Source organism: Gordonia prachuapensis (assembly GCF_036350515.1).
Lineage (GTDB): Bacteria > Actinomycetota > Actinomycetes > Mycobacteriales > Mycobacteriaceae > Gordonia > Gordonia prachuapensis.
Map to the genome: position 1 here is coordinate 278,563 of NZ_JAZDUE010000002.1, position 24,128 is coordinate 302,690.

Here is a 24,128-nt window from a genome sequence, read left to right on the forward strand (position 1 = left end):
CTGAGCGTCAGCGCCGACCGAGGGTCAGCAGGAAATCGCCTTTGTCGTCGGTCCACTGGTGTTCCACCACCACGCCGGCCTCGGCGAGCTCGTCGGCGAGATCGGTCCGGTCGAACTTGGTGCTGATCTCGGTCAGCACCTCGGCGCCGCGGGCCAGCTGCCAGCGCCGCTCGACCGCCGTGAAGTACACGTCCACGTCGCGCCGCGCCCTCAGCCACATCTCGATGCGGTGTCGAGCAGGATTCCAACGTGCGATGTGATCGAAGTCGTCGACGTAGAGACCGTGGGCATCGAGGCCGCGGCGCAGCACCTCGATCATGTTGCGGTTGAAATCCGCGGTCACGCCTGCCTTGTCGTTGTAGGCGGCCACCAGTCGCCCGGTGTCTTTGATGAGGTCCGCACCGAGCAGGAAGTAGTCACCCGGGTCGAGCGCCTTGGCCAACCGGCTGAGAAAGGCGGCGCGCATCGCGTCGTCGAAGTTGCCGATCGTGCCACCGAGGAACACCACGATCCGGGGCCCGTCGGAGGGCGGGAGCGTCATGTCGGGTGCGGTGAAGTCGGCGACGGTCGGTTCGATCCGGATACCGGGAAAGTCCTGCGCCAGTTCGGACGCCGACGATTCGAGGATCTCGGTACTCACGTCCAGCGGAACGTAGGTGAAACTCCGCCCGTCCGCGGCTGCCCGGTCGGCGAACGCCTGCAGCAGCAACCGGGTCTTCGTCGAGGTCCCGGACCCGAATTCGACCAGCGTCGCGGCGTCGGTGAGGGCCGCGATCTCGGTGGCACGGGCGTGCAGGATCTCGGTCTCCCGGCGTGTCGGATAGTACTCGGGCAGGCGGGTGATCTCGTCGAAGAGCAGGCTGCCCCGCTCGTCGTAGAGCCACTTCGTCGGCAGGGTGGGGGGATTCGACCACAGGCCGGCCACTGCGTCCGCGGCGAGCGGATCGTCGACACCGAGCGTCATCGGGCCAGCCGCAGTCCGGAGAAGGCCCAGCGGGCCGGGGCGGGGAAGAAGTTGCGATAGGTCGCACGCTCGTGTCCGGGTGGGGTCACCGCGCTTGCGCCACGCAGCACATGCTGATCGCACATGAACTTTCCGTTGTACTCACCCACTGCGCCGTTGGCGGGTACGAAACCGGGATACGGCAGGTACGCGCTGGCCGTCCATTCCCACACGTCGCCGATCATCGTCGCTCCTGCGCGGCCGGGGTGGCAGCGCTGCGGATCGAGCAGTTGCCCGCGCGCATTGTCGCCGGACACCGCGGCGGCTTCCCACTCGAACTCGGTGGGCAGACGCGCCCCCGCCCACCGCGCGTAGGCGTCGGCCTCGTAGAAGGACACGTGCATCACGGGTTCGTCGCCCACCAGCCGACGCCGCCCCGACAGTGTGAAAGTCGTCCACTCGCCATCCGACCGTGCCCAGTATTCCGGTGCCTGCCAGCCGTTTTGGGTGATGTGGGCCCATCCGTCCGACAGCCAGAACTCGGGCCGACGGTAGCCGTCATCGGCCATGAACTCGAGCCACTCGGCATTGGTGACGGCCCGTTCGGCGATCTCGAAGTCCTCGAGATAGACGCGATGACGCGGACCCTCGTTGTCGTAGGTGAAGCCTGAGGCACCCTGGGTGGCACCGACCTCGGTCACTCCCCCGGCCACCGAACGCCAGGTGAGCGGATCGGGGTCGCCCGGCTCGTCGACGTCGCGGTCGACGTAGACGGGGCCGAATGCGTGGGTGGAGAACAGGTGCTTGATGTCCATCAGGAGCAGTTCCTGATGCTGTTGTTCGTGGTTGCAACCGAGTTCGAGCAGGGCCAACGCATCGTCGTCGAGTACCCCGCGTTCCAGCGCGTCAACCATGGCGTTGTCCACGTACTCGCGGTAATGCGCGATGTCGGCGACGCCGGGTCGCGTCACGAGGCCCCGCTCGGGACGCGGATGACGGGCGCCGACCGCCTCGTAGTAGCTGTTGAACAGGTAGCGGTAGGTCTCGTCGTAGACCCGGTACGACGCCACGTTGCGCAGGATGAACTCCTCGAAGAACCACGTCACGTGCGCCCGATGCCATTTCGCCGGACTCGCGTCGGTCATCGACTGCGGCGTCTGGTCTTCCGCGGACAGGTCGGCGGTCAACGCATCGGTCAGCGCCCGCACGTCGAGAAATCTATGGGCCTGCGATGGTGTGGACCGAGTCGGCCCAGACCGGATAGGGGCAGTGCGATTGGTGATGCTCACCGGTACCTCCCGTTTGTGGTGTGGCCCGGTGTGACGACCGGGGCGGACGGGCAACCCTGGCTTCCATCGTTACCAGCCTCGGCACGGCTGTCAACGAGACTGGGCCGTCAATGAGACTGGGCTGTCAACGAGACTGGGGACGACGGACAGGGCCAAGCCCCATCGCAGCACACGCCACCGACAATTCTCGGCGACCGGCGAGGACAGAGCCGACACGACCGTCAACCGATGGTTGACGGAGCAACGATCGTCAACCTATCGTTGACGCATGCCCGAACCGATCAAACTCAGTTCCGTCCGCCTCGACGACCTCATCGCCGGCATCCGCGCCACGCACGACGATCCCTTGGAACAGCTGACCGCGGCGATGGTCGCGGCCGACCACCTCGGGGAGGTCGCCGATCATCTGATCGGCCATTTCGTCGACCAGGCACGACGATCCGGGGCGTCCTGGACAGAGATCGGCGCCGGGATGGGGGTCAGCAAACAGGCCGCGCAGAAACGTTTCACGCCGCGCACCCCGACAGCGCCCGAGACGTCGATGTCGGAGGTGAGCAATCCGTTCTCGCGATTCACGCCGCGGGCGCGCAATGTGATCGCGGAGGCCCACAACCTGGCGGTGGCCGATCGCAGCGACACCGTCACGCCCGAGCACCTCGCGCGCGCACTGGTGGTGGCGCCGGAATCCGTCGCCGACGTGACCCTGCGCGCGCAAGGCGTCTCCCTCGCCGACCTCGCCGAGGCCTGCCGACCCGGCGAGGCCATGCAACCGACCACGGACTCCGATGGCGCGGACACGAATGGGACGGAAACGCCAGAGGAGAAAACGATTGTGCCCTATGACGATCGGGCTCGGGCGGTCCTCGAGACCACCGTCGAGGTCGCGATCGAACTGGGCCACAACTTCGTCGGTACCGAACACATTCTGCTCGCCCTGTTCACCGATCCGCCGATCGCAGACACGTTGTCGACGCTGGGTGTCGAGGCCGACGCGGCGCGATCCACCATCCGCGTGACGCTCGCCGAGATCGAATCAGATCGGCGCGGTTGAGGCAGCGCCGAACTCGGTTGTCGCCGGGTCAGAAGTCCCGTTATTCCTCGAAGTCTTCGGAGTCCTCGACATCGTCGGCGTCGATGTAGTGCACGGCAGCCTCCTCGGCCGACGCGCCGGCACCGTCGATGCCGACGTCACCGGCCACCGCGTCCTTCTCGTTGTCCAGACCGGTCCCCTCGTCGGGTGCGACCAATCGTCCCGACCTGCCGTCGCCGGACTGATCGGCGTCGTCGAACTCGGCATCACGGTCGGATTCGTGTGAGCGCCAGTTCTTCTCGACGTTCTCCTCGGCCTCGATGTCGTCGAGCGGGTCCGTGGCGCCGACGTCGGCCTCCTCCTCGGCGAGACGTTCGTCGAGGGTTTCGCCCTCGCGTTGCTCACGTTCGGTGAGCCCGTGCCGCGCACCGCTGGGCTGATGATCGGGCGGCGAGTACCCCTCGTCGAGTACATCGTTTACACCGCGGTCCACGAGCGTGTCCTCCGGTTGGAGCTGGTCGTCATCGTCGAGGCTGTACTCGCCGTCGGAACCTTCTGGGGTGCTGCCGATGTCACTCACGTCCTCCACGATGCCAGTCGATCGGTGACGGATCCAGGACGAAGCAGGCGCAATCGTCGACGACACCGATCCGGACGCGATTCGTCATCCCACGACACGACGCAGGGCCGCAAACACTGTTCGCCTCGGGCGGTGTTCCGTATCCTCCCTGCCATGACAACTCCGCAGGACCCGCAGAATCCCGGCCCGCCCGATCCCGACCAGGGGGGCGGTGGAGCCTCGGGGCCCAATCCGGAATACCCCAGCCCGGAACCGTCTGCCGGGGGCACGCCGCCGCCGTCGTATCCGCCGCCCGGTTCGGTTCCTCCGCCCCCGCCGGGACCGTCCGGACCTCCGCCGCCATCGGGCTACCCGCCGCCGGGCTCGTATCCTCCGCCGGGAGGTTCCTATCCGCCGCCGGGACCCCCGCCGTCGGGGCCGCCTCCCGGGTACGGCGCAGCGCCCGGATACGGCTCACAACCGGGCGGCTATCCCCCGCCCCCCGGGCACGGGCACGACCCCGGAGCCGGCGCACCGGGCGGATATCCTCCTCCGCCAGGGAATTACGGCGAGTACGGCGCCGGTGGGTACGGCGCTCCGTCGGCCGATCAGTTCTCGATCGGTGAGGCCTTCAGCTACGGCTGGAACCGGTACAAGGAGAACGCGGTCTCGTGGATCGTGCTGATCCTCATCGGGATCGTCGTCTCGCTGCTCATCAGCTGGCTGAACCAGGTGTCATCGGACGGCGGCCGCATCCTCTGGATCGGCGCCATCTTCAGCATCATCTCCACGATCGTGGGCTACATCTTCCAGGGCGCATGGGCACGCGGCGCGCTCGATGAGATCTCCGGCACCAAGCCGGCGATCGGCCGCTTCTTCGACCTCAATTTCGCGGCCGTGATCATCACCGCGTTCCTCGTGGGCCTGGGTACCTTCATCGGCCTGATCCTGCTGATCATCCCCGGCATCGTCTTCGCGTTCCTGGCGTACTGGTCCCTGACCTTCGTGGTGGACCGCGACATGGACCCGATCGAGGGCATCAAGGCGAGCTTCTCGGTGATCAGCAAGAACGCCGGCACCTTGTTCCTGCTGGCTCTCGCGGTGATCGGCCTCAACCTCGTCGGCGCACTGTTGTGCCTTGTCGGGCTGTTGGTGACCATTCCGGTCACGACGATCGCCACCACCTACGCGTACCGGTATTTCACCGGTGGCCAGATCGCGCCGGTGGCGTCCGCGGCACCGATGGCCCCGCCGCCGTATCCGCCGAATCAGTACTGAGTTCGCGCAACACGAAACGACCCGGCCACTGCGGTGGCCGGGTCGTTTCGTGTGTAGCCGGAGGCGGTCCCGCTTTCAGTAGCGTCCGTCGCGCCGGTGGATGTCCTCGGACATCCTGACGACGGCGTAGTAGAGCTCGAGCGTCACCCGGAGAAAGGCGAGATAGACCAGACCCACGATCGGAGCGAGGACCAGAGCAATGATGCCGAGCACGGGATCGTTGGCAAAGGACGAGATGACGAACACGAGCACACCGATCGCCAGGAGGATCGTCCCGAGGATGTAGACGACCTTGACCAACGATGGGGTGACGAACGAGTTGAAATTGAAGTCGAACAGCGAGGCGAAGAATCCCTTGGATGCCTCGACCGGCGACGAGATCGGTGACGGCGGCTGCTGATACCCGCCGGACGGCGGATAGCCGCCGGGCTGCGCACCGTAATTCGGCTGCGGCGGTGGCTGGTAGCCGCCGGGCGGCGGGTACCCAGGCGGTTGTGCTTGCGGATTCTGGTTCGGATCGTTGGGATCACCGGTTGTCATGGCGCGACGTTAGCAGCGGACCGCAGTCGAGTTGCGGACTTACGCGGGCTCTGAGGTGACCGAATGATTTCTGCCCGCCAGGTGTGGGATTGGGCGACAATCGATACATGCTCGCGGAGATGCAGGACGAGGCCGAGGCGTACCTTCTGGCAGGCGAGTACTCGCATGCGCTCGCCGAGTTCTCGGTGTTGCGGGAGGTCCGCTCCCGCCGCGAGGGTCCGTATTCGGTGATGTACCTGTCCAACCTGCACGACTGCGTGCGGTGCATGTCGCATCTGCACCTGTGGGCCGATTCGACGCCACTGTGCCGCGAACTGCACGGCAAGTACGTCCGCACGCACGGACGGGCACAGTCCGACACGGTCGACGTCGCCAAGCACTGGGCATGGGCCCTGGTGCATCTGCACGACTACCCGCCCGCGGTGAGGCTCTACCTGACGACTGCCGATGCGCTGTGGGACTCCCAGCCCGATCAGGCACGACGGCTGCTCGCCGCTGCCGCCGCCCATCGGAGCGAGGCGGACCCCGTGCTGATGCTCGAACCGTCCGACGACGGCACGGCCCGCATCGACCGGGCCCGGTTGGCGCACAGCCACGACGTGCTGGTGACCATCAATCAGCTGATCGACCGCCTTCCGGAGGATGTGACCACAGTTCGCGCTGCGATCACCTTCGACGGTCTCGAACTGGTCTGAGCCTCAGATCTGCGGCTCGTCCACCTTCTTGGGCAGCGTCAGCAGGGTCACCACGCTGACGACGATCAACATGATCGCCGCGATGATCAGGAAGGTGGTCAGGGCGAGACCGGGGATCAACATCATCACGATGCCCGCGATGATCGACACGACACCCGACAGGATCAGCAGCCAGCGCGGAGTGTGCAGCGACCCGGCGGACGCATGGGTCAGGTCGGCGATGCCCTGGAAGATCCAGCCGATGCCGATGAAGATCGCCAGGAAGACGAGCGACTCCTCCGGATTGAACAGCGCGATGATCCCGGCGGCAAGGATCAGGGCACCGATGAGTCCGAGAACGAACCGCCAGCCGCCGGACAGGAGCGAGGACGCGAACGCACCGTAGAGCCGGAAGAGTCCGGCGACGATGAGGGAGATGCCGAAGAGCACCCCGATGACAAGCAGGGTCGCGGCCGGCCACACCAGCGCGATGATGCCCAGAACGATGCCGACGACCGAGGTCACGATCATCGTGGTTCGTACCGCGGCCACGAGTTCGTTCGGGATCTGCCTTGCGTAGTCTGCAATTGTCATGGAGGCAGGTTAGTACGTGTCGAAGCCCTCGACACCACATTCACCGGTCGAACAGAAGGGAAATTCGTGTCGTCGATCGCGTTCTTCACCCACGATGCCGAGAACGCGGATGCTCCCGCCGACAACGGATCCGACCCCTGGTTCACGCCGACCCGCTACGCCGCCAGCCTCTGGGCACCGGGCACACTCAACGGTCCCGCCGTGTGCGCCCTGGCCGCCCGCGCCGCCGAACACGCGTACCCGGTGACCGGCTTCCGGCCCGCCCGGTTCACCATCGATCTGTTCAAGGTCGCCCGGGACTGTCCGACGACGACGCGTAGCCGGCTGGTGCGCGACGGCGGACGGATCAAGGTCGCGGAAGTCGACGTGGTGCAATCCGTCGACGGCGCGGAGGTCCTGGTCGCCCGGAGCACGACGGTTTTCGTCAAAGAGAGCACGAATCCGCCGGGTGAACGCTGGGAACGCCCGCCCGAGACGATCGAGTTCCATCCGCCCGAGACCGACGCCGACGACCGGTTTCCGTGGTACGGCGCGACCACGGAATCGGGCGAGATCGAGTGGAGCCAGGACATGGGCGCTCATCAGAACGCTCGTCGCAACAGGTTGTGGACACGTGCGGTCTCCACCGTCGTCGGCGAACGGCCGTCGGCGTTCGAGCGCGCGGTGATCAGCGGCGAGTCGACCAGTCTGGTGGGCAATTGGGGCAGTGAGGGCATCGCCTTCATCAACTGTGACCTGACGGTCGCCCTGTCACGGCTGCCGGTCGGATCGCGGATCGGCGTCGAGGCGGCGAGCCACGTCGAGGTCGATGGGATCTCGACAAGCACCACGAATCTGTACGACACCGAGGGGCAGTTCGGAGTCGGCATGGTCACCGGCGTCGACAACTCGGCCGCGACCATCGACTTCACCGCCATCGACACCGGTAACCGCTACAGCGAGGCCTGAGTCGACGCGCCGGGACAACGTCAGGGGCAATGTCACACTCCGATGACTCTCAGGTCTTGATAAGGTCACGGCCATGACGCGGCTCACAGGACGGTGGAGGGCGGCCCTCGCAGTCACGGCACTGGCAACGACGCTGACCGCAGGCCTCGCGACGGTTCCGCAGGCGCAGGCGACCAATGTCGCCGCCGCCGACGGACGCATCGTCGCCAGGATCACCGGCCCCGGTTCCATCAACGACACGATCGGCAAGTACAACATCGTCGGCACCGACCTGGGTGTCCTCTGGGACAACGGGAACGGCGAGATCATGGCCGCGTTCGGTGACACCCAGTCGTTCAACGGGTGGTCGCTGCTCTACGGCCAGCTGTGGTACTGGCGCTCGAATGTGCTGCTGCGCAGCACCGATCGGAACCTCGCGGACGGCATGACGTTCACCGGTCATGCCGGCCGACCGGGGCATGCGAAGCGCCTGCTCAAGCCTGACCTGCGTCGTGAGGTCACGATCATCCCGACGGCGGGCGTCGCCGCGAACGGCAAGCAGTACATGAACGTCATGTCGGTCAAACAGTGGGGCCCGCCCGGCATCTGGTTCACGAACTGGTCCGGCCTGGTCGTCTCGGGCGACAACGGCCAGAACTGGCGGGCGGTCAACGCGTTCCGGCCGAACGGCGGCGGCAACCACAAGTTCCAGATGTCGGCGTATCTGAAGGTGGGCGACACCATCTACACCTACGGCACGCCCGACGGTCGCTGGGGCGCGGTCTACCTGGCCCGGGTCGCCGCCAAGGACATCGAGAACCTCCGCAAGTACGAGTACTTCTCGTGGGGACGATGGGTCCGCAACAACCCGGACTCGGCCACCCCGGTCATGTCCGCACCGACCGGCGAGCTGTCGGTGGCCTGGAACGACTACCTCGGCAAATACATCTCGCTCGGCCAGAAGGACTCCGGGGTCATCCTGCGGACCGCCGACCGGCCGGAGGGTCCGTGGACCTCGGGTGAGCTCATCGTGCCCGCCAACAACCCGTACACGGGCTACGCGCCGTACATCCATCCGTGGTCGAAGGGCAGCAGCCTGTACTTCACCTACTCGGTCTGGAACGGCTACCAGGTCTATCTGATGCGGGTGCCGCTGCAGAAGCCGTAGCACCGCCGGGTTCTGGCCGCAGCTGCAGGTTCCGGCCGCAGTTCGGTTCCCAAGCCGGAACCCGGAACTGCGGCCAGAACCCGCACCCCTGCGGCGCTATCACTCCGCGAGGATGGCGTTCATCTCCTCGATCTCGTCCTGCTGCGTGGCCTTGATCCGCGTGGCCAGCTCACGCGAGGGTTCGTGGGTGCCGTCGGCGAGCTCGGCGTCCGCCATCTCGACCGCGCCTTCGTGGTGGGCGATCATGCCCTCGAGCCACAGCCGGTCGAACTCCGCTCCGCTGGCCGCGGACAGCGCGGCCATCTCGGCGGGCGTCATCATGCCGGACATGTCATGCCGGTCCGACGCCATGTGATCGCCGTGCCCGTCGGAGGCGGATGGGTCCGACGTGGACGCGTCGGCGACACCCCACTCGCGCAGCCGCGCCGACATCTCGTCGATCTCGGGCTGTTGGCCGGCCCGGATGCGGTCGGCCAGGTCCCGCACCGCGGGTGTGCTGGTGCGCTCGGGCACCATGTCCGCCATCATCAGCGCCTGCATGTGATGCGGGATCATCATCTGGTTGAAGGCGATGTCGGCGGCGTTGTGTGTCTCGGCCTGCGGTGTGTCGGCCGAGCTCTCCAGCGGCAGCGAGGTGGTGGTGACCGCCGGGCCGGACGAGGAGGCCGTCGGTTCGTCGTCGGCCGAACATGCGCCGAGAAGAGCGACCGCGACAACGGTCGAGCACGCGAAGATCTGTCGTTTCATTGGTGAGGTTCCTTTGCAGGATGAGGAATCCGCGCTGCATCAGGGCATGCGGAGCTGTCGACGTCTCGGACACGAGGTCCGTCGGACGCCGATCAGCAGCGGATCACCTGCAATCGGAGATGTGTCGGCATGGCCCACGGTGGAGGCCGGCCGCTGCGACCGTGCCGTCGGGTGTGAATCGACCGCAACAGGGGCGGGAGCGGGAAACCCCACGCCAGAACGAGAACGGCGACCGCCGGGACGACCGGGTCGTCGTGGCGCAGGAACACGCACGGGTGGGTGTGGGTGTCGCACTCGCCGGCATCGTCCATCACCGGCGCCGGTTCGTGCTGCGCGGCGTGCACGACCGTCGGGCCGTGCGCGGCCGCCGTCTCGCCGTGGTCGCGGTGGTCGGCGAGGGCGACCACCGAATGCATCAGCAGGATCGCGAACGCGATCCCGAGCAGCAGGCCGGTCCGTGTCGTGCCCCACCGGCGGGGTCGCGATGAACGGCGGACGGTCGACACGACTCCGAGGTTACCGAGGAGGTGCCGTGTCGGACTCGGCCATGTCGGACGCTGTCGTATCGGACTCAGCCGCAACGGACTCTGCCAGATCGGGCTCGGCCGCCTCCGACGCACCGGCGGCGTCGGCACGTCGTCGCTCGTTTCGCGGGATCACCCATTTCCGATCGACGACGTTCACGATGAAGATCACGAAACCGGCCAGGGCCCACCCCAGGAGGATGTCGAACACGTAGTGCTCGGCGGTGTAGACGAGGGTGAACGCCATCGCCAAGGCGTATCCCATAAACAGTGTTTTCCCGAGGGCCTTGACGCGGGGCCACATGAACAGGGCCAGCAACATGGTCAGACCGGCATGCAGCGACGGGATGGCCGCGACGAGATTGGCCTTGCCCTGCCCGACCTCGACCAGGGTCGACGCCGCGTGGATGTTCAGGAAGTTCCAGCCGCGCGCCGAGATCCGCTCGACGTAGGGTGCGGCCTCCGGGTTCGTCGGCGTCACCTCGCCGAGGATGCCGCCGTTCGCCACGGCGCCCTCGGTGGCCATGCACACCGGATCACGCGGATGGTCGACGAGTTGCTCGGCGGTGCATCGCGCGGCGGCCCACGGAGGTGCGGCCGGTACCAGGGTGTAACCGATCAACGCCAGGAACGTGGTCGCGAGGAAGCACGCTGCGTAGCGACGCCAGGTCGCGCGGTTCTTGATCCAGAGCACGGCGGCCACCGCGTAGGGGACGATGAAGTACGACATGTAGATGACGCTCGTGATCACCTCCCACCAGGGCGGCGACGCCTCCTTGATGTGGCTCTGCAGCCACACGGTGGGGTTGACCCCGAACAGCCAGCCGTCGACGTCGGCGGGCAGATGCCACTGGGTGGGCATGTCCACGATGCGTGCGACGTCGCGGGTCCAGTCGTAGAGCAGCAGGATCAGCGCGAACGGCAGCCAGTCGACGATGACACTGATCGCCTTGCGACGGCCGATCGTCGCCGCGAGCATGCCCAGACACAGCAGGATGATCAGCCGGGTGCGGTCGAACGCCATGCCGTACACGGAGAACTGGTAGACGACGAACAGCACCCACGCGCCGATCGCGATCCGCCGGACCATCGTGAGGTCACGTTTGCGGTCCGGACCGGTGTCGATCTCGGCGGCGGCCGCGACGTCGTCGATCACGGGCTCGACACCGCTCTCGACACGCTCCTTGGCAGTCTTGCCCGCCGCAGGCACGTCGTCGACCGCATCGTCAATGCTCACCCGTGATGATCCTGCCCGCCCACGCCCGCCAGGGCTCCCTGCACGTTACTTGGCGTAAGCCTAGTGATCACCTGGCGTTCGGGAACCGGCAAACCGCCGGACAGGTGCCGCCGATGTCGGAATTCATCCGGCTGGCGGTGACCGGAATCACATCGATGCGGCCAACTATCGTTGAGGGATGCGCATCGGAGCACATCTACGCGAGGACGCCGACCCGTTGTCCACCGCCGGCGAACTCGGCATCGACGTCTTCCAGATGTTCGTGACCGACCCTCAGGGCTGGAAGAAACCCGAGTCCCGCCCGGACGCCGCGGCGATCCGCGACTCCGACGTGGATGTCGTCGTGCACTCGAGCTACCAGATCAACGTCGCGAGCCTGAACAATCGGCTGCGGATGCCGTCCCGCAAGGCGGTCGAGCAGCAGGCGGCCGCGGCCGCCGAGCTCGGCGCCTTCGGCCTGGTCGTGCACGGTGGCCACCTGCGCGACGGCGAAGACGACAAAGAGGGATTCGCCAACTGGCGCAAACTCTTCGACCGCCAGGTGGACAAAGGCGGGTTCGGGGTGCCGATCCTCATCGAGAACACCGCCGGCGGCGACCACGCCATGGCCCGCACCCTGGAGGCCATCGACCGGCTGTGGGAGTCGGTCGGCGCCTTCGAGCAGGCCGGCTTCTGCCTGGACACGTGCCACGCCTGGGCCGGCGGCGAAGACCTCGTCGGACTGGTCGAACGCGTCAAGGCCATCACCGGCCGGATCGACCTGGTGCACCTGAACAATTCCCGCGACGAGTTCGATTCGGGCCGAGATCGGCACGCCAACATCGCCGACGGCCACATCGACGCCGACGTCCTGGTCGCCGTCGCCGCCGCTGCCGGCGCCCCGGTGATCCTCGAAACCCCAGCCGACGGCATCCCCGCTGACCTGGCCTATCTGCGCGACGCGCTGTAACCCACCCGGGCGCTGACCGCGGTCGGCGGAGATCACAGACCGAGCAATTGCTCTGTGTTACAGATGGCGCTATCCTGTAGTTACCGGCGAGTAACTTAGCTTCTGCCGACCGCGCCGAACGACCCGCGTAGCCCACACCGCCCGTCAGATAAGGAACCTCCATGGGCCATTACAAGAGCAACATTCGCGACCTGCACTTCAACCTCTTCGAGCTGTTCGACCTCGACAAGGTTCTCGAGGAGGGCGACTTCGGCGACCTCGACCACGAAACCGCCGTCGACATGCTCCGTGAGGTCAAGACCCTCGCAGAAGGCCCCATCGCCGAGTCGTTCGCCGACGCCGACCGCAATCCGCCGGTCTTCGACCCGGAGAACCACAGCGTGGCCATCCCGGAGAGCTTCACCAAGTCCTACAACGCGCTCGTCGAGGGCGGCTGGGACAAGATCGGCATCGCCGAGGAACTCGGCGGTCTGCCCGCACCGCGTTCGCTCTACTGGGCCATCGGCGAGATGATCCTGGGCGCCAACCCGCCGGTGTTCATGTACGCCGCAGGTTCCGGCTTCGCCAACATCTTCTTCGACAACGGCACCGACGAGCAGAAGAAGTGGGCTGCCATCTGCTCCGAACGTGGTTGGGGCGCAACGATGGTCCTCACCGAGCCCGACGCCGGCTCCGACGTCGGCGCGGCCCGCACCAAGGCCGTCGAGCAGTCCGACGGCACCTGGCACATCGACGGCGTGAAGCGCTTCATCACCTCCGCCGACCAGGACATGACCGAGAACATCTTCCACCTGGTGCTCGCCCGCCCCGAGGGCGCGAAGCCTGGCACCAAGGGTCTCTCGCTGTTCTTCGTGCCGAAGTTCCACTTCGATCACGAGACCGGCGAATTGGGCGAGCGCAACGGCGTTTTCGTCACCAACGTCGAGCACAAGATGGGCATCAAGTCGTCGGCGACGTGTGAGCTGAGCTTCGGCCAGCACGGCACCCCGGCTGTCGGCTGGCTCGTGGGCGAGGTGCACAACGGCATCGCGCAGATGTTCGACGTCATCGAGCATGCGCGAATGATGGTGGGCACCAAGGCCATCTCCACCCTGTCGACCGGTTACCTGAATGCACTCGAGTACGCCAAGGAGCGCATCCAGGGTGCCGACATGACCCAGATGACCGACAAGGCCGCTCCGCGTGTGAGCATCACCCACCACCCGGACGTGCGTCGCTCGCTGATGACCCAGAAGGCCTACGCCGAGGGTCTGCGCGCGATCTACCTCTACACCGCGTCGCATCAGGATGCGGCCGCCGCGAAGATCGTCTCCGGTGCGGATGCCGAACTGGCACACAAGGTCAACGATCTGCTGCTGCCGATCGTCAAGGGTGTCGGCTCCGAGCGTGCCTACAGCGTGCTGTCACACGAGTCGCTGCAGACTCTCGGCGGTTCCGGCTTCCTGCAGGACTACCCGATCGAGCAGTACATCCGCGACTCGAAGATCGACTCGCTCTACGAGGGCACGACGGCCATCCAGGCGCAGGACTTCTTCTTCCGCAAGATCATTCGCGACAAGGGCGCCGCGCTGGCGCACGTGTCGGGTCAGATCCAGAGCTTCCTCGACTCCGAGGGAGGCAACGGTCGCCTCAAGGCCGAGCGTCAGCTGCTGAAGACCGCGTTCGAGGACGTGCAGGCGATGACCGCGACGCTCACCAGCTACCTGATGAACGCGCAGGAGGATCCGAAGGAGCTCTACAAGGTCGGGCTCGGCTCGGTGCGGTACCTGCTGTCGGTCGGCGACCTGCTCATCGGCTGGCTGCTGCTCCGCCAGGCCGAGATCGCCCTCGCCGCACTCGATGCCGGCGCGTCGGATGAGGACAAGTCGTTCTACGAGGGCAAGGTCGCCGTCGCGAGCTTCTTCGCGAAGACGATGCTCCCGCAGCTGACCGCCGTCCGCGGCACCGTCGAGAACATCGACGCCGACGTCATGGAGGTCGACGAAGCGGTCTTCTGAGCCGCTCGCCGAGAGCCTCACTCTGGTTCGTCCCCCGGGAATCGCCGAACTCTCCGTACGTTTGTGGAGAGTCTGGTGATTTTCGGGGGACGAACTCATTCGGACATATCACGCACGCGCTCGCGGTAGATTGATCGGTGGCCCGACGCCCCCGAGAGGACCAGCGATGTTCGCTGCACTCGCCCGTGTCGTCACCTCACACCCGTCGCGCGTGGTCGGCGTATGGGTGGTCGCCGCACTTGCTGTCATCCTGTTCGCGCCCAACCTTTCCGACCACACGACCGGCAACCAGCAGGACTTCCTTCCTTCCTCGTTCGAATCAGTCGCCGCGCAGAGCATCGGTGACGCGGAGTTCCCGGCGACCTCGGGAGCCACCGGCACGCTTGTCGTCTCGCGGGCCGACGGCAACCAGCTGACCCCCGCCGATCAGCAGACGGCGCTGGGATTGGCGACGACTCTGCAGAACGACAGGATTGCCGGGGTCACCACCGTCTCGGCCGGACAGCAATCGATCGCACCCGACGACAAGGTCGTGGCGATCCAGATCGCGTTCGACGGTCAACCCGGTGAACCCCAGGTGGACGACGCCGTACCCGCGGTGCGCGATGCCTCATCGGAGCCTTCGCCGCGCTGTTCTTCGCCCGCCTCGGCTCGTTGAACTCGCTGGCACCCGGATTGATCATCGCCGTGGCGATCATGCTGATCACCGCGCTGACGCTCATCCCCGCCGTCATCGCGATCCTGTCCAAGGTCATGTTCTGGCCGTTCGGCCCTGGGCATGAACGCGACCGTTCGATGTTCGCCGGGATCGGCCGTGGCGTCGCCCGTCGACCGGTGATCACCGCGACCGCGATCGGCGTGCTGCTGATCGTCCTCGCGGTGTTCGGCTCCGGTTACAAAGCGACCTACGACACCCTGGGCGAGATGCCCTCGGACACACCGTCGCAGCAGGCGTTCGACACGCTGGCCGCCTCCTTGCCGCCGGGTGAACTGAGTCCCACGCAGGTCTACGTCCAGGCCGACGGCCCCATCCCGCAGAACGAATTGTCAACGCTCACCACCGATCTCAGCCAGGTCGATGGCGTAGCAGCGGTCACACCACCTCGTGTCAGCTCGGATGGCACCGCGGCAGTGGTGAACGTGGTGCTCGCCGACTCACCGTTCGCGACACAATCGCTGGACACCATCGACGACAACGTCCGACCGGTCGCTCACCAGGCGGTCCCCGGGGCGAGGGTGGCCGTCGGCGGGCAGACGGCCACCCTCGCCGACGTGCGGTCCCAACTCCACTCCGACATGCGCCACGTCTTCCCGGTGGCTGTGGTGATCGTGTGGGTCATCCTGGGGGCACTACTCCTGGCGGTGCTGGCGCCGGTCAATCTGATCGTCAGCGTCTTCGTCACGTTCGGCGCCACGCTCGGGGCCCTGGTGATCGTCTTCCAACATCTCCTCGGCTACGCCGGAATCGACTTCTCGACGCCGATCGTTCTGTATCTGTTCGTCGTCGCGATCGGCACCGACTACAACATCCTGATGGCCGAACGGGTGCGGGAGACTTTCGTCGCCGGCGCCGCTCCACGCGAGGCGGCACGACTGGCGATCACCAAGAACGGACCGACCGCCGCGGCCGCGGGGGTGATCCTGGCACTGACCTTCGCCTCCCTCACCCTGACCGGCCTGAGAAACCTCGAGGAACTGGGCGCCGGTGTGGCGATCGGGGTCGTGCTGGCGTCATGTGTGATGGCGCCGATGCTGGTGCCGGCGTTGTCGGTGATCCAGCGCCGCGCATTCTGGTGGCCGACGCGGCCGTCGACGCCGGCTGATACCGGCGAGCAGCAACGGACGGGGTGAACTCGGTGCGAACCGGGATCTCGTGGCCGCGACCCCGGAAACAACGCGCACCCGCTCGGCAACCGCGCACGTCTCGACGTGCGCGCGCGCCGAACGGGTGAGCGTGAGTGTGTGTCGCAGCCCTACTTCGGTGGCATCCGGATGCCGCCGTCGACGCGGATGACCTCGGCGTTCATGTAGGAGTTGGTGACCAGCTCGACGACCATCGACGCGAGTTCGTCGGGTGCACCGAGGCGCTTCGGGAACAGCACGGACTCGCCGAGCTTCGCCTTGAAGGCCTCAGCGGCCTCACCCTCGCCGTAGATCGGGGTGTCGATGAGACCGGGGGCGATGGTGTTGACGCGGACGCCGACCGCGGCGAGGTCGCGGGCCACCGGCAGGGTCATGCCGACGACGCCACCCTTGGACGACGAGTAGGACGCCTGGCCGATCTGGCCGTCGAACGCGGCGACCGAGGCCATGTTGACGATGGCACCGCGCTCACCCGACTCCAGCGGCTCGTTGCGGCTCATCGCGGTCGCGGCCAGACGCACCATGTCGAAGGTGCCGATCAGGTTGATCGCGATGACCTTCTTGTACGCGTCCAGGTCGTGCGCCGACGAGAACTCGCCGTCCTTGCCGACGGTGCGCTGGGCCCAGCCGATGCCGGCCGAGTTCACCACGGCACGCAGCGGGCCGAGCTCGGCCGCCTTGGTGACGGCCTCCTCGATCTGCGCCGTGTCGGTGACATCGACGCGCACGAACACGCCGCCCACCTCCTTGGCCAGTTCTTCGCCCTTGTCGACCTGCAGGTCGGCGACGACGACGCGGGCGCCCTTGGCGGCCAGCTGACGAACCGACGCCGCACCGATACCCGATGCGCCGCCCGTGACAATTGCACTTGCTCCGTTGATATCCACGTTGCGGAGCCTATCGAGCGTTACATCGCTCGGTCTAGAGGGGCGCCCTTCGAGACGGCCCTCCGCAGGCTCCGGGCCTCCTCAGGGATCAGGTGCTGACGGCCCTCCGCAGGCTCCGGGCCTCCTCAGGGATCGGGTGGTGACGCCTCCGCAAGCTCCGGTAGCTGAGAATCCCCCGACCCCTGAGGAACGAGGCGCTAGCCGAGTGTCACGAAGGGCAGCCCTTCGAGACGGCCCTCCGCAGGCTCCGGGCCTCCTCAGGGATCAGGTGCTGACCGCCCTCCGCAGCTCCGGGCCTCCTCAGGGATCAGGTGCCATCACACGCAGGCGACGTTGGGCGCCGGGTCGTACTTCACGGTCCGCGTGTTGCGACTGATCTCGGCGCCGCTGCCCGCGTCGGTGATGATGCGGGTGTCCGAGGTGGTGAAGCCGCGGCTGCCGGTCGAGGCGATACAGTTGTCGCCCTTCGGCAGCTTCAGCGACGGCGGATCGGTGTAGGAGTGGCGCTCACCGGTGATCGACTGCACCTCGACGGTCTTCGTGCTCCACAGCCGGACGGTGATGCCCGACGGCGACCACCCGGTGTCGATGTAGACGCCGTGCTTCGTGTTGTTGCGGAACACCAGGTCGATGGCACCTTCGAAGACCGTCGCCTCGCGGGCTTCGGGATATCGCGAAATGTAGTAGCTGTGCTCGGTGTGCGCGACGTCCTCGAGCCCGGCGAAGTAGGCGGCGTTGTAGAGCGTGGTCGCGAACTGCGAGATGCCGCCGCCCACCGCCTTGTCGGCGTGGCCGTCGTCGATGATCGTCGACGTCACGTATCCCTGCGCCGTGCCCCGCGGACCGGTATAGCCGTTCAGCGAGAACTTCGCCCCCGGCTTCACCAGGGCGCCGTCGACCTCGGCGGCGACGAGACGGATGTTCTCCCCGGACGCACTCGAGAACCCGGAGGTGGTGAACTCGCTGACCACCTCACGCACACCGAGCTTGCGTGCCTGCACCGTGGTCAGCTTGGGCCGGATCGGGTCGTAGGCGACCTCGACGACGCGGACGTCCGACGCATCGGCACCGGTCACAGTGGCCGCGGTGGAGGCGAACGTCTTGTCCCAGTCGATCCGCCGACCGTCACGGGACGGTACGACGGTCGGGCTGCCGCTGCTCATCGTGAAGGTGGCGTCGACCGGCTTGCGTTCGGTCTCGACCAGCTCGGGTCCCAGCAACTCCACGCCCGCTTCGGTGTCGATCTCGGGCTGCAGGCCGCCCCGGCCGTCGGCGACGAACGACAGGATGGTGCCAAGCTCCGCGGGCGTGACCCGGACCGACGTGTCGTCGGCGCCCTCGAGGGTGACTGGTGCGGCCACCGCACGGGTCGCGACGCCGACGACGGTTTCCTGCACCACCTCGGCCGACACCGACGGATCGAAGTCCTCGAGGGGCAGGTCCACGGGCTCGGCGTCGAGCCAGTGGCGTGACAGGGTCGTGACCGCCGCATCGCGGGCCACCCGCTTGCCTGCGGCCGGGAGGTCGGCGACGGGCGTCGCGACGTCGCCCGAGACGTCATAGTGGACGCCACCTTCGACGGCGGCCTTCTCGAGCGTGGGCCGCAGTTCATCGAGGGTGGCATCGAACGTTGCGCGGTCGACGGTGACGACCGGATCGACGGTGTGGGTCCGGCCGAGGATGGCCAGTAGCCGTGTCAGCGGGTTACGAGGCTGCTCCAAGAGCTGCGCCTTCGTCGCATCCGGGTCGAAGTGCAGTCCGAGGTCGACGGCCGCGACCGTGGCCGAGCCGGATTCGGTCCGCAGCTCGACCGGCTGGGCGGCGCGCACGGACAGGTCGTCGACGACGGCCTGCGCCGAATACGGGTCGAGATTGCCTGCCGGGATGCCCGCGACGACGGCACCGCGCGCGGTCGCGTCCTCGGTGAGCACGAGATCGGTCGCCAAGACCACCCCGAGAACAGCGGTCACCCCGACGAAGACACGCACCACCGCACGGACGGCGGGGTTTGAGTTCACGGAGACAACCATAAGGAAACGATGATGAGTGCGCCCGACCAGCAGGCGGCTGTGGGGCACCCCACACAAGTAGGCGCCCCGACCGAGCTGCCGGGTCGGGGGTCTGGCAGCTCAGCCGGAGCTACTCGTATATCTACGCTACTTCTCTCCGCGTTACATCTTTCCGCGAGAAATTCAGCAATGAGTGTGACCCGATCGTTGCGGATGCGACGATCCGGTCACAGTAGAGCGGGTCAGCCCTCGACGATGGCGGTGACGCCCTGGCCGCCGGCCGCACAGATCGAGATCAGTGCACGACCGCCACCGTTCTCCCGGATGGTCTTCGCCGCCTGCGCGACGATGCGCCCGCCCGTCGCGGCGAACGGGTGTCCGGCGGCCAGCGATGATCCGTGCACGTTGAGCTTGGCCCGGTCGATGGAGCCGAGCGCGTTGTCGAGGCCCAGGCGTTCCTTGCAGTACTCCTCGGACTCCCATGCGGCCAGCGTGGCCAGCACGACCGAGGCGAAGGCCTCGTGGATCTCGTAGAAGTCGAAGTCCTGCAGGGTCAGACCGTTGCGTTCGAGCAGCCGCGGCACCGCGTAGGTGGGGGCCATCAGCAGGCCGTCCGGTCCGTTGACGTAGTCGACGGCGGCGGTCTCGCTGTCGACGAGGTAGGCCTGCACCGGCAGCCCCTTGGCGTCGGCCCACTCGTCGGTGCCGAGGAGCACCGTCGACGCGCCGTCGGTGAGCGGGGTGGAATTGCCCGCGGTCATCGTGGCGTCGCCGAGGGAGACGCCGAACGCCGGCTTGAGCTTGGCCAACTTCTCCACCGTCGAGTCGCCGCGCAGGTTCTGGTCGCGCGTCAGGCCGAGGAACGGGGTGATCAGGTCGTCAAAGAACCCGGCGTCGTAGGCGGCGGCCATGTTCTGGTGGCTGGCGGCGGCCAGTGCGTCCTGGTCGGCCCGCTTGATGCCGAACTCCTTGGCGGTGATGGCGGCGTGCTCACCCATCGACATGCCGGTGCGGGGCTCGCCGTTGCGCGGGATCTCGATACCGAGCTTCGGCAGCAGCTTCATGGCGGCGAGCAGCTGGTCCTTGGTGCTGCGGGCGCGGTTGACCTCGAGCATCTGCCGGCGCATCGACTCCGAGACGCCGATCGGGGCGTCGGAGGTGGTGTCCACGCCGCCACCGACGGCGACGTCATAGCGGCCGGACGCGATGCCATCGGCGACGGCCACGATCGCCTGCAGGCCGGTGCCGCAGGCCTGCTGGATGTCGAACGCCGGGGTGTAGGGCGACAGCGCCGAGCCGAGCACGCATTCGCGGATGAGATTGAAATCACGGGAGTGTTTGAGCACCGCGCCGCCCGCGACCATGCCGAGCCGTTCACCCTGGAGGTTGTAGCGACTGACGAGGCCGTCGAGGGCGGCGGTGAACATCTCCTGATTGCTGACCTTGGCGTAGGCCTTGTCCTGGCGGGCGAACGGGATCCGGTTGCCGCCGAGGATCGCGACCGGGCGCTGGGTGCGGGTCTTGGGTGTCTGAGCCACTTGGATCTCCCAGGGGGTGTAGTCCGATGTCTGTACAGTATTCTTACTCATGAGTAAGTTAGTTGTCGAACGTCGCTCGTGGTGAGCGTCATCGCACAGCTCTCGCGACCGATCCGACCTGCCGACAAGACTGAGGAGATCTCCCGTGGCAGCCACTGGCCTGTACTCGAACATCGTTCATTCCGGACCCGGCGCGTTCATCGCGAAGCAGGCGGGTCTCCCCGTTCCGCCGACGCTGCGCCGCTACAAGCCGTCCGAGCCGCCGCTGCCCGGGCCGGTACTGCTCGGCGGGTCGGGCCGTCTGGTCGAGCCACTGCGCGAGATGCTCTCGGCTCCTGACTACACCCTGATCCAGAACGCCACCACCGGCCGCGGCGCCGACAAGTACGGTGCGCTGGTCTTCGACGCCACCGGCATCACGTCGCCGGGTGAACTGCGCCAGCTGTTCGAGTTCTTCCAGCCCCAGATGCGCTCACTGGCGCCGAGCGCGCGCCTGCTGGTCCTCGGCACCACACCCGAGCTGGTGTCCGAGCCGAACGAGCACGTCGCTCAGCGCGCACTCGAGGGCTTCACCCGGTCGGTCGGCAAGGAACTGCAGAAGGGCGCGACCGTCCAGCTCGTCTACGTCTCCCCCGACGCCAAGACCGGACTCACCGGCCTCGAGTCGACCGTCCGGTTCGTGCTGTCGGCGAAGTCGGCGTTCGTCGACGCCCAGGTGATCCGGGTGGGCGACGCCGACGCGACCGCACCGAAGGACTGGGATCGCCCGCTCGAGGACAAGGTCGCCGTGGTGACCGGTGCGGCCCGCGGCATCGGCGCCACCATCGCCGAGGTGTTGGCCCGCGACGGCGCCCACGTGATCTGGGCCGACATCCCGGCCGCCGGCGAGGCGCTCACCGAGACCGCCAACAAGGTGAAGGGCACCGCGTTCCCGCTCGACGTCAGCGCCGACGACGCCGGTGCGAAGCTGGCCGAGCATGCGCTCGAACGCCACGGCGGCATCGACATCATCGTCAACAACGCCGGCATCACCCGCGACAAGTTGCTCGCCAACATGGATGCGGCACGCTGGGATTCGGTGATCGCGGTCAACCTGATCGCGCCGCAGCAACTCGTCAACGGCCTGCTCGAAAAGGGCGCCCTCAAAGAGGGCGGCGCCGTGGTCGACGTGTCGTCGATCGCCGGTATCGCAGGCAACCGCGGCCAGACGAACTACGGCGCATCCAAGGCCGGTGTCATCGGCCTCGTCGACACCTACGCACCGATCCTCGCCGAGAAGGGCATCACCATCAACGCGGTCGCACCCGGTTTCATCGAAACCAAGATGACCGCCGCGATCCCCCTGGCCACCCGTGAGGCCGGTCGCCTGATGAGTTCGCTGCAGCAGGGCGGGCAGACCGTCGACGTCGCCGAAACCGTTGCGTACTTCGCCAATCCGGCGTCGAGCGCCATCACCGGCAACGTCGTTCGCGTCTGCGGCCAGGGATTCCTGGGTGCGTGATGACCAAGACGATCACGCTGCCCAGCGCACCCGGAACCGCTGAGGTCTACTCGAAGGCCGTCGGCGCGATGCTGCCGGTGATCGGCAAGCCCGCCAAGGTGCGGGCCGACGCCGTGATCCCTGACCGCAGCTACCGGATGGAGAACGTCCGCGTCGACCCCGACAAGCTGCACGCCTACACACGCGTCACCGGTCAGCGGTTCGGTTCGACATTGCCGCTGACGTACCCGTTCGTGCTGCAGTTCCCCCTGGCCATGAAGGTGATGACCGACGGCGACTTCCCTTTCGGCGCAGTCGGTTCGGTGCATCTGGAGAACTCGATTCATCGGGTTCGTCCGATCGGCGTCGACGAACCGCTGACCATCGAGACGCACGCGGAGAACCTGCGCGAACACCGCAAAGGGCTGCTGATTGACATGATCTCGCAGATCAGCGTCGGCTCGGAGTTGGTGACCACACAGACCGCGACATTCCTCAAGCAGCAGCGCACCAGCCTGTCCGACGAGCCGCGCGGTCCGGAGCCCAAGCAGTACGCTCCCCCGCCGCCGGATTCGATCCTGTCGGTGGACCTCGGTCGCATCCGCCAGTACGCCGAGGCGTCCGGTGACCGCAACCCGATCCACATGGGTAACCTGACCGCGAAGGCATTCGGCTTCCCGAAGGCCATCGCGCACGGAATGTGGAGTGCCGCAGCCGCGGTCGCCAACGTGGAGGCACAGCTTCCCGACGAGGTCACCTACACGGTGCGCTTCGGCAAACCGATCCTGTTGCCCGCCAGGGTGAATCTGTACTCGCGGCGCATCGACGGGAACGGCAACTTCGACATCTCGGTGCTGGATCGTCGCAAGGGCGCGCCGCATCTGACGGCGACGACGCGCGGCACGTGACCGTCACGGTTCGTCCCCCAGATATCGCTTCGTCCTACTGCTGCAGCTGGGGAGGGAAGCAAGACCTGGGGGACGAACTATGACGGCTCCGCGAGCAGCGACGCGTAGTGGTCGCGGAGCCTCACGACGTCCTGGCTGTCCTCGTCGACGGCCCCGGTGTCCACGAGACTCTGCAGGGCGTCCAGGCAGGCGTGCCATCCGGCCGCGGTCCCGGCGTGACCCATCGGTCCCGGCTCGCCCGGCCAGGTGGTGAACACCAGCCGCGTGCCGTCGGCGGTCGGTTCGAGTTCGAATCGCAGCACGTCCGCCTGGCCTTGCGGGTTGCCCCAGACCAGTTCGAAAACCTTCGGCGGGTCGAACTCACGGATCTCGCCGGGCAGCACTTCGTCGAAATCGAAACCCGACGTGTCGACGCCGGCGTCCTCCATCATCGCCTGACTCTCCGCCGCCCCGTCGGGCCAGAACGGCAGCTTCACCGACGCGCCACGGGCGCGCTCCCCGACGATGTCGGCGGGAAACCAGTGCCGCAAGCTGTCCGACTCGGTTAGCGCGCTCCAGACTTTCTCCGGCGAATGCGCCAGGTGCCGTTCGTATCTCAAGGCCAGCCTGTCGCCATCGCGTACGACAGTGCCGAATCGGTCGGTCGCCTTCTGGTCCATGCCTCAGTCCTCCTTGTTGGTCTCATCCAGGTGCTGCTCCAGCGCGTCGAGCCGGTCGGCCCAGATCTCCCGGAACGGCGCAAGCCACGCATCGAGGTCACGCAGCCCGTGGTCGTCGAGTGCGTAGTATCGCCGGGGCCCGTCGATGCGGACTCTCACCAACGCCGCCTGGTCCAGCACCCGAAGATGTTTGGACACATTGGGTTGCGAGATGCCCAACGACTCGACGAGTTCACCGACCAGACACTCCCGGCTGCGCAACTGATCGAGGATGCGCCGTCGGGTCGGCTCCCCGATTGCCGTGAAAACGTCTCGGTCGACCATGCAG

24 protein-coding genes are annotated in these 24,128 nt (G+C 66.9%); 11 read left to right on the top strand and 13 right to left on the bottom strand.

What is annotated here, in order from left to right; genetic code table 11:
• Positions 1–7 precede the first annotated feature (7 nt).
• The gene (gene egtD / locus V1Y59_RS03660; RefSeq protein WP_330503478.1) at positions 8–964 is read right to left on the bottom strand and encodes an L-histidine N(alpha)-methyltransferase; all 957 of its coding nucleotides are present in this window, start codon (positions 962–964) and stop codon (positions 8–10) included.
• Positions 961–2,232 (bottom strand): ergothioneine biosynthesis protein EgtB, encoded by a 1,272-nt coding sequence (egtB, locus tag V1Y59_RS03665; RefSeq protein WP_431309089.1) that lies wholly within the window; start codon positions 2,230–2,232, stop codon positions 961–963. Before egtB ends, egtD begins: the two co-directional genes overlap by 4 nt.
• A 268-nt stretch (positions 2,233–2,500) precedes the next feature.
• On the opposite strand from egtB, the gene V1Y59_RS03670 reads away from it, so the two are divergent.
• Positions 2,501–3,283 carry a Clp protease N-terminal domain-containing protein gene (locus V1Y59_RS03670; protein WP_330503480.1) on the top strand — a complete coding sequence of 261 codons (783 nt, stop codon included), beginning with the start codon at positions 2,501–2,503 and terminating at the stop codon, positions 3,281–3,283.
• Between the two features lie 40 nt (positions 3,284–3,323).
• Here V1Y59_RS03670 and V1Y59_RS03675 read toward each other — a convergent pair whose 3' ends face one another.
• Positions 3,324–3,851, bottom strand: a complete 528-nt coding sequence (locus tag V1Y59_RS03675) for a DUF5709 domain-containing protein (RefSeq protein WP_330503481.1) — start codon at positions 3,849–3,851, stop codon at positions 3,324–3,326.
• Between the two features lie 144 nt (positions 3,852–3,995).
• Between V1Y59_RS03675 and V1Y59_RS03680 the strand changes: the two genes are divergently transcribed.
• On the top strand, positions 3,996–5,099 hold the full coding sequence (locus tag V1Y59_RS03680; RefSeq protein WP_330503482.1) for a DUF2189 domain-containing protein: 1,104 nt from the start codon (positions 3,996–3,998) through the stop codon (positions 5,097–5,099).
• Positions 5,100–5,174: 75 nt separating this feature from the next.
• Here the strand turns inward: V1Y59_RS03680 and V1Y59_RS03685 are convergent, their stop codons facing one another.
• Complete coding sequence (locus V1Y59_RS03685) at positions 5,175–5,639, bottom strand: DUF4282 domain-containing protein (RefSeq protein ID WP_330503483.1); 465 nt, start codon at positions 5,637–5,639, stop codon at positions 5,175–5,177.
• A gap of 107 nt (positions 5,640–5,746) precedes the next feature.
• Here V1Y59_RS03685 and V1Y59_RS03690 point away from each other — a divergent pair, with 107 nt between their 5' ends.
• Complete coding sequence (locus tag V1Y59_RS03690) at positions 5,747–6,334, top strand: hypothetical protein (RefSeq protein WP_330503484.1); 588 nt, start codon at positions 5,747–5,749, stop codon at positions 6,332–6,334.
• A 3-nt stretch (positions 6,335–6,337) separates the two neighbouring features.
• Here V1Y59_RS03690 and V1Y59_RS03695 read toward each other — a convergent pair whose 3' ends face one another.
• Positions 6,338–6,907 (bottom strand): HdeD family acid-resistance protein, encoded by a 570-nt coding sequence (locus tag V1Y59_RS03695; protein WP_330503485.1) that lies wholly within the window; start codon positions 6,905–6,907, stop codon positions 6,338–6,340.
• 66 nt (positions 6,908–6,973) lie between these two features.
• Here V1Y59_RS03695 and V1Y59_RS03700 point away from each other — a divergent pair, with 66 nt between their 5' ends.
• Positions 6,974–7,855 carry an acyl-CoA thioesterase domain-containing protein gene (locus V1Y59_RS03700; RefSeq protein WP_330503486.1) on the top strand — a complete coding sequence of 294 codons (882 nt, stop codon included), beginning with the start codon at positions 6,974–6,976 and terminating at the stop codon, positions 7,853–7,855.
• Between the two features lie 73 nt (positions 7,856–7,928).
• Complete coding sequence (locus V1Y59_RS03705; protein WP_330503487.1) at positions 7,929–9,002, top strand: glycoside hydrolase family 183 protein; 1,074 nt, start codon at positions 7,929–7,931, stop codon at positions 9,000–9,002.
• A gap of 99 nt (positions 9,003–9,101) precedes the next feature.
• Here V1Y59_RS03705 and V1Y59_RS03710 read toward each other — a convergent pair whose 3' ends face one another.
• From V1Y59_RS03710 to V1Y59_RS03720, 3 genes are all read right to left on the bottom strand, one after another.
• Entirely contained in the window at positions 9,102–9,749 is a 648-nt protein-coding gene (locus V1Y59_RS03710) for a DUF305 domain-containing protein (RefSeq protein ID WP_330503488.1), read from the bottom strand.
• 92 nt (positions 9,750–9,841) lie between these two features.
• Positions 9,842–10,255, bottom strand: coding sequence for a hypothetical protein (locus tag V1Y59_RS03715; protein ID WP_330503489.1), 414 nt, complete (start codon positions 10,253–10,255; stop codon positions 9,842–9,844).
• 10 nt (positions 10,256–10,265) lie between these two features.
• Positions 10,266–11,483 carry a phosphatase PAP2 family protein gene (locus V1Y59_RS03720; RefSeq protein ID WP_330503574.1) on the bottom strand — a complete coding sequence of 406 codons (1,218 nt, stop codon included), beginning with the start codon at positions 11,481–11,483 and terminating at the stop codon, positions 10,266–10,268.
• Positions 11,484–11,688: 205 nt separating this feature from the next.
• Between V1Y59_RS03720 and V1Y59_RS03725 the strand changes: the two genes are divergently transcribed.
• From V1Y59_RS03725 to V1Y59_RS03740, 4 genes are all read left to right on the top strand, one after another.
• Complete coding sequence (locus V1Y59_RS03725; protein WP_330503490.1) at positions 11,689–12,459, top strand: deoxyribonuclease IV; 771 nt, start codon at positions 11,689–11,691, stop codon at positions 12,457–12,459.
• Positions 12,460–12,620: 161 nt separating this feature from the next.
• The gene (locus V1Y59_RS03730; RefSeq protein ID WP_330503491.1) at positions 12,621–14,456 is read left to right on the top strand and encodes an acyl-CoA dehydrogenase; all 1,836 of its coding nucleotides are present in this window, start codon (positions 12,621–12,623) and stop codon (positions 14,454–14,456) included.
• Positions 14,457–14,622: 166 nt separating this feature from the next.
• Positions 14,623–15,114 (top strand): MMPL family transporter, encoded by a 492-nt coding sequence (locus tag V1Y59_RS03735; RefSeq protein ID WP_330503492.1) that lies wholly within the window; start codon positions 14,623–14,625, stop codon positions 15,112–15,114.
• A complete protein-coding gene (locus tag V1Y59_RS03740) occupies positions 15,111–16,307 on the top strand; it encodes an MMPL family transporter (RefSeq protein WP_330503493.1) in 1,197 nt (398 codons plus the stop codon). The genes V1Y59_RS03735 and V1Y59_RS03740 overlap by 4 nt, the downstream gene beginning before the upstream one ends.
• A gap of 122 nt (positions 16,308–16,429) precedes the next feature.
• Here the strand turns inward: V1Y59_RS03740 and V1Y59_RS03745 are convergent, their stop codons facing one another.
• The 3 genes from V1Y59_RS03745 to V1Y59_RS03755 all read right to left on the bottom strand — a co-directional run bounded on the left by V1Y59_RS03745 (position 16,430) and on the right by V1Y59_RS03755 (position 20,753).
• Positions 16,430–17,206: an SDR family NAD(P)-dependent oxidoreductase gene (locus tag V1Y59_RS03745; protein WP_330503494.1), complete on the bottom strand. Its 777-nt coding sequence runs from the start codon at positions 17,204–17,206 to the stop codon at positions 16,430–16,432.
• A 317-nt stretch (positions 17,207–17,523) separates the two neighbouring features.
• Positions 17,524–19,236 carry a VanW family protein gene (locus V1Y59_RS03750; protein ID WP_330503495.1) on the bottom strand — a complete coding sequence of 571 codons (1,713 nt, stop codon included), beginning with the start codon at positions 19,234–19,236 and terminating at the stop codon, positions 17,524–17,526.
• Between the two features lie 221 nt (positions 19,237–19,457).
• Positions 19,458–20,753 (bottom strand): acetyl-CoA C-acetyltransferase, encoded by a 1,296-nt coding sequence (locus V1Y59_RS03755; RefSeq protein WP_330503575.1) that lies wholly within the window; start codon positions 20,751–20,753, stop codon positions 19,458–19,460.
• Positions 20,754–20,898: 145 nt separating this feature from the next.
• On the opposite strand from V1Y59_RS03755, the gene V1Y59_RS03760 reads away from it, so the two are divergent.
• On the top strand, positions 20,899–22,254 hold the full coding sequence (locus V1Y59_RS03760; protein WP_330503496.1) for a 3-oxoacyl-ACP reductase: 1,356 nt from the start codon (positions 20,899–20,901) through the stop codon (positions 22,252–22,254).
• On the top strand, positions 22,254–23,141 hold the full coding sequence (locus tag V1Y59_RS03765) for a MaoC family dehydratase (protein ID WP_330503497.1): 888 nt from the start codon (positions 22,254–22,256) through the stop codon (positions 23,139–23,141). The genes V1Y59_RS03760 and V1Y59_RS03765 overlap by 1 nt, the downstream gene beginning before the upstream one ends.
• A 77-nt stretch (positions 23,142–23,218) precedes the next feature.
• Here V1Y59_RS03765 and V1Y59_RS03770 read toward each other — a convergent pair whose 3' ends face one another.
• Complete coding sequence (locus V1Y59_RS03770; protein ID WP_330503498.1) at positions 23,219–23,800, bottom strand: SRPBCC domain-containing protein; 582 nt, start codon at positions 23,798–23,800, stop codon at positions 23,219–23,221.
• A 3-nt stretch (positions 23,801–23,803) separates the two neighbouring features.
• Positions 23,804–24,124, bottom strand: coding sequence for an ArsR/SmtB family transcription factor (locus V1Y59_RS03775; protein ID WP_330503499.1), 321 nt, complete (start codon positions 24,122–24,124; stop codon positions 23,804–23,806).
• Between the last annotated feature and the right edge of the window lie 4 nt (positions 24,125–24,128).

Coding starts and splice junctions, on each gene's coding strand:
- V1Y59_RS03750 (WP_330503495.1), bottom strand. CDS start 19,236: ATGGTTGTCTCCGTGAACTCAAACCCCGCCGTCCGTGCGGTGGTGCGT.
- V1Y59_RS03710 (WP_330503488.1), bottom strand. CDS start 9,749: ATGAAACGACAGATCTTCGCGTGCTCGACCGTTGTCGCGGTCGCTCTT.
- V1Y59_RS03775 (WP_330503499.1), bottom strand. CDS start 24,124: ATGGTCGACCGAGACGTTTTCACGGCAATCGGGGAGCCGACCCGACGG.
- V1Y59_RS03685 (WP_330503483.1), bottom strand. CDS start 5,639: ATGACAACCGGTGATCCCAACGATCCGAACCAGAATCCGCAAGCACAA.
- V1Y59_RS03670 (WP_330503480.1), top strand. CDS start 2,501: ATGCCCGAACCGATCAAACTCAGTTCCGTCCGCCTCGACGACCTCATC.
- V1Y59_RS03770 (WP_330503498.1), bottom strand. CDS start 23,800: ATGGACCAGAAGGCGACCGACCGATTCGGCACTGTCGTACGCGATGGC.
- egtD (WP_330503478.1), bottom strand. CDS start 964: ATGACGCTCGGTGTCGACGATCCGCTCGCCGCGGACGCAGTGGCCGGC.
- V1Y59_RS03690 (WP_330503484.1), top strand. CDS start 5,747: ATGCTCGCGGAGATGCAGGACGAGGCCGAGGCGTACCTTCTGGCAGGC.
- V1Y59_RS03705 (WP_330503487.1), top strand. CDS start 7,929: ATGACGCGGCTCACAGGACGGTGGAGGGCGGCCCTCGCAGTCACGGCA.
- V1Y59_RS03765 (WP_330503497.1), top strand. CDS start 22,254: ATGACCAAGACGATCACGCTGCCCAGCGCACCCGGAACCGCTGAGGTC.
- V1Y59_RS03735 (WP_330503492.1), top strand. CDS start 14,623: ATGTTCGCTGCACTCGCCCGTGTCGTCACCTCACACCCGTCGCGCGTG.
- V1Y59_RS03695 (WP_330503485.1), bottom strand. CDS start 6,907: ATGACAATTGCAGACTACGCAAGGCAGATCCCGAACGAACTCGTGGCC.
- V1Y59_RS03725 (WP_330503490.1), top strand. CDS start 11,689: ATGCGCATCGGAGCACATCTACGCGAGGACGCCGACCCGTTGTCCACC.
- V1Y59_RS03680 (WP_330503482.1), top strand. CDS start 3,996: ATGACAACTCCGCAGGACCCGCAGAATCCCGGCCCGCCCGATCCCGAC.
- V1Y59_RS03730 (WP_330503491.1), top strand. CDS start 12,621: ATGGGCCATTACAAGAGCAACATTCGCGACCTGCACTTCAACCTCTTC.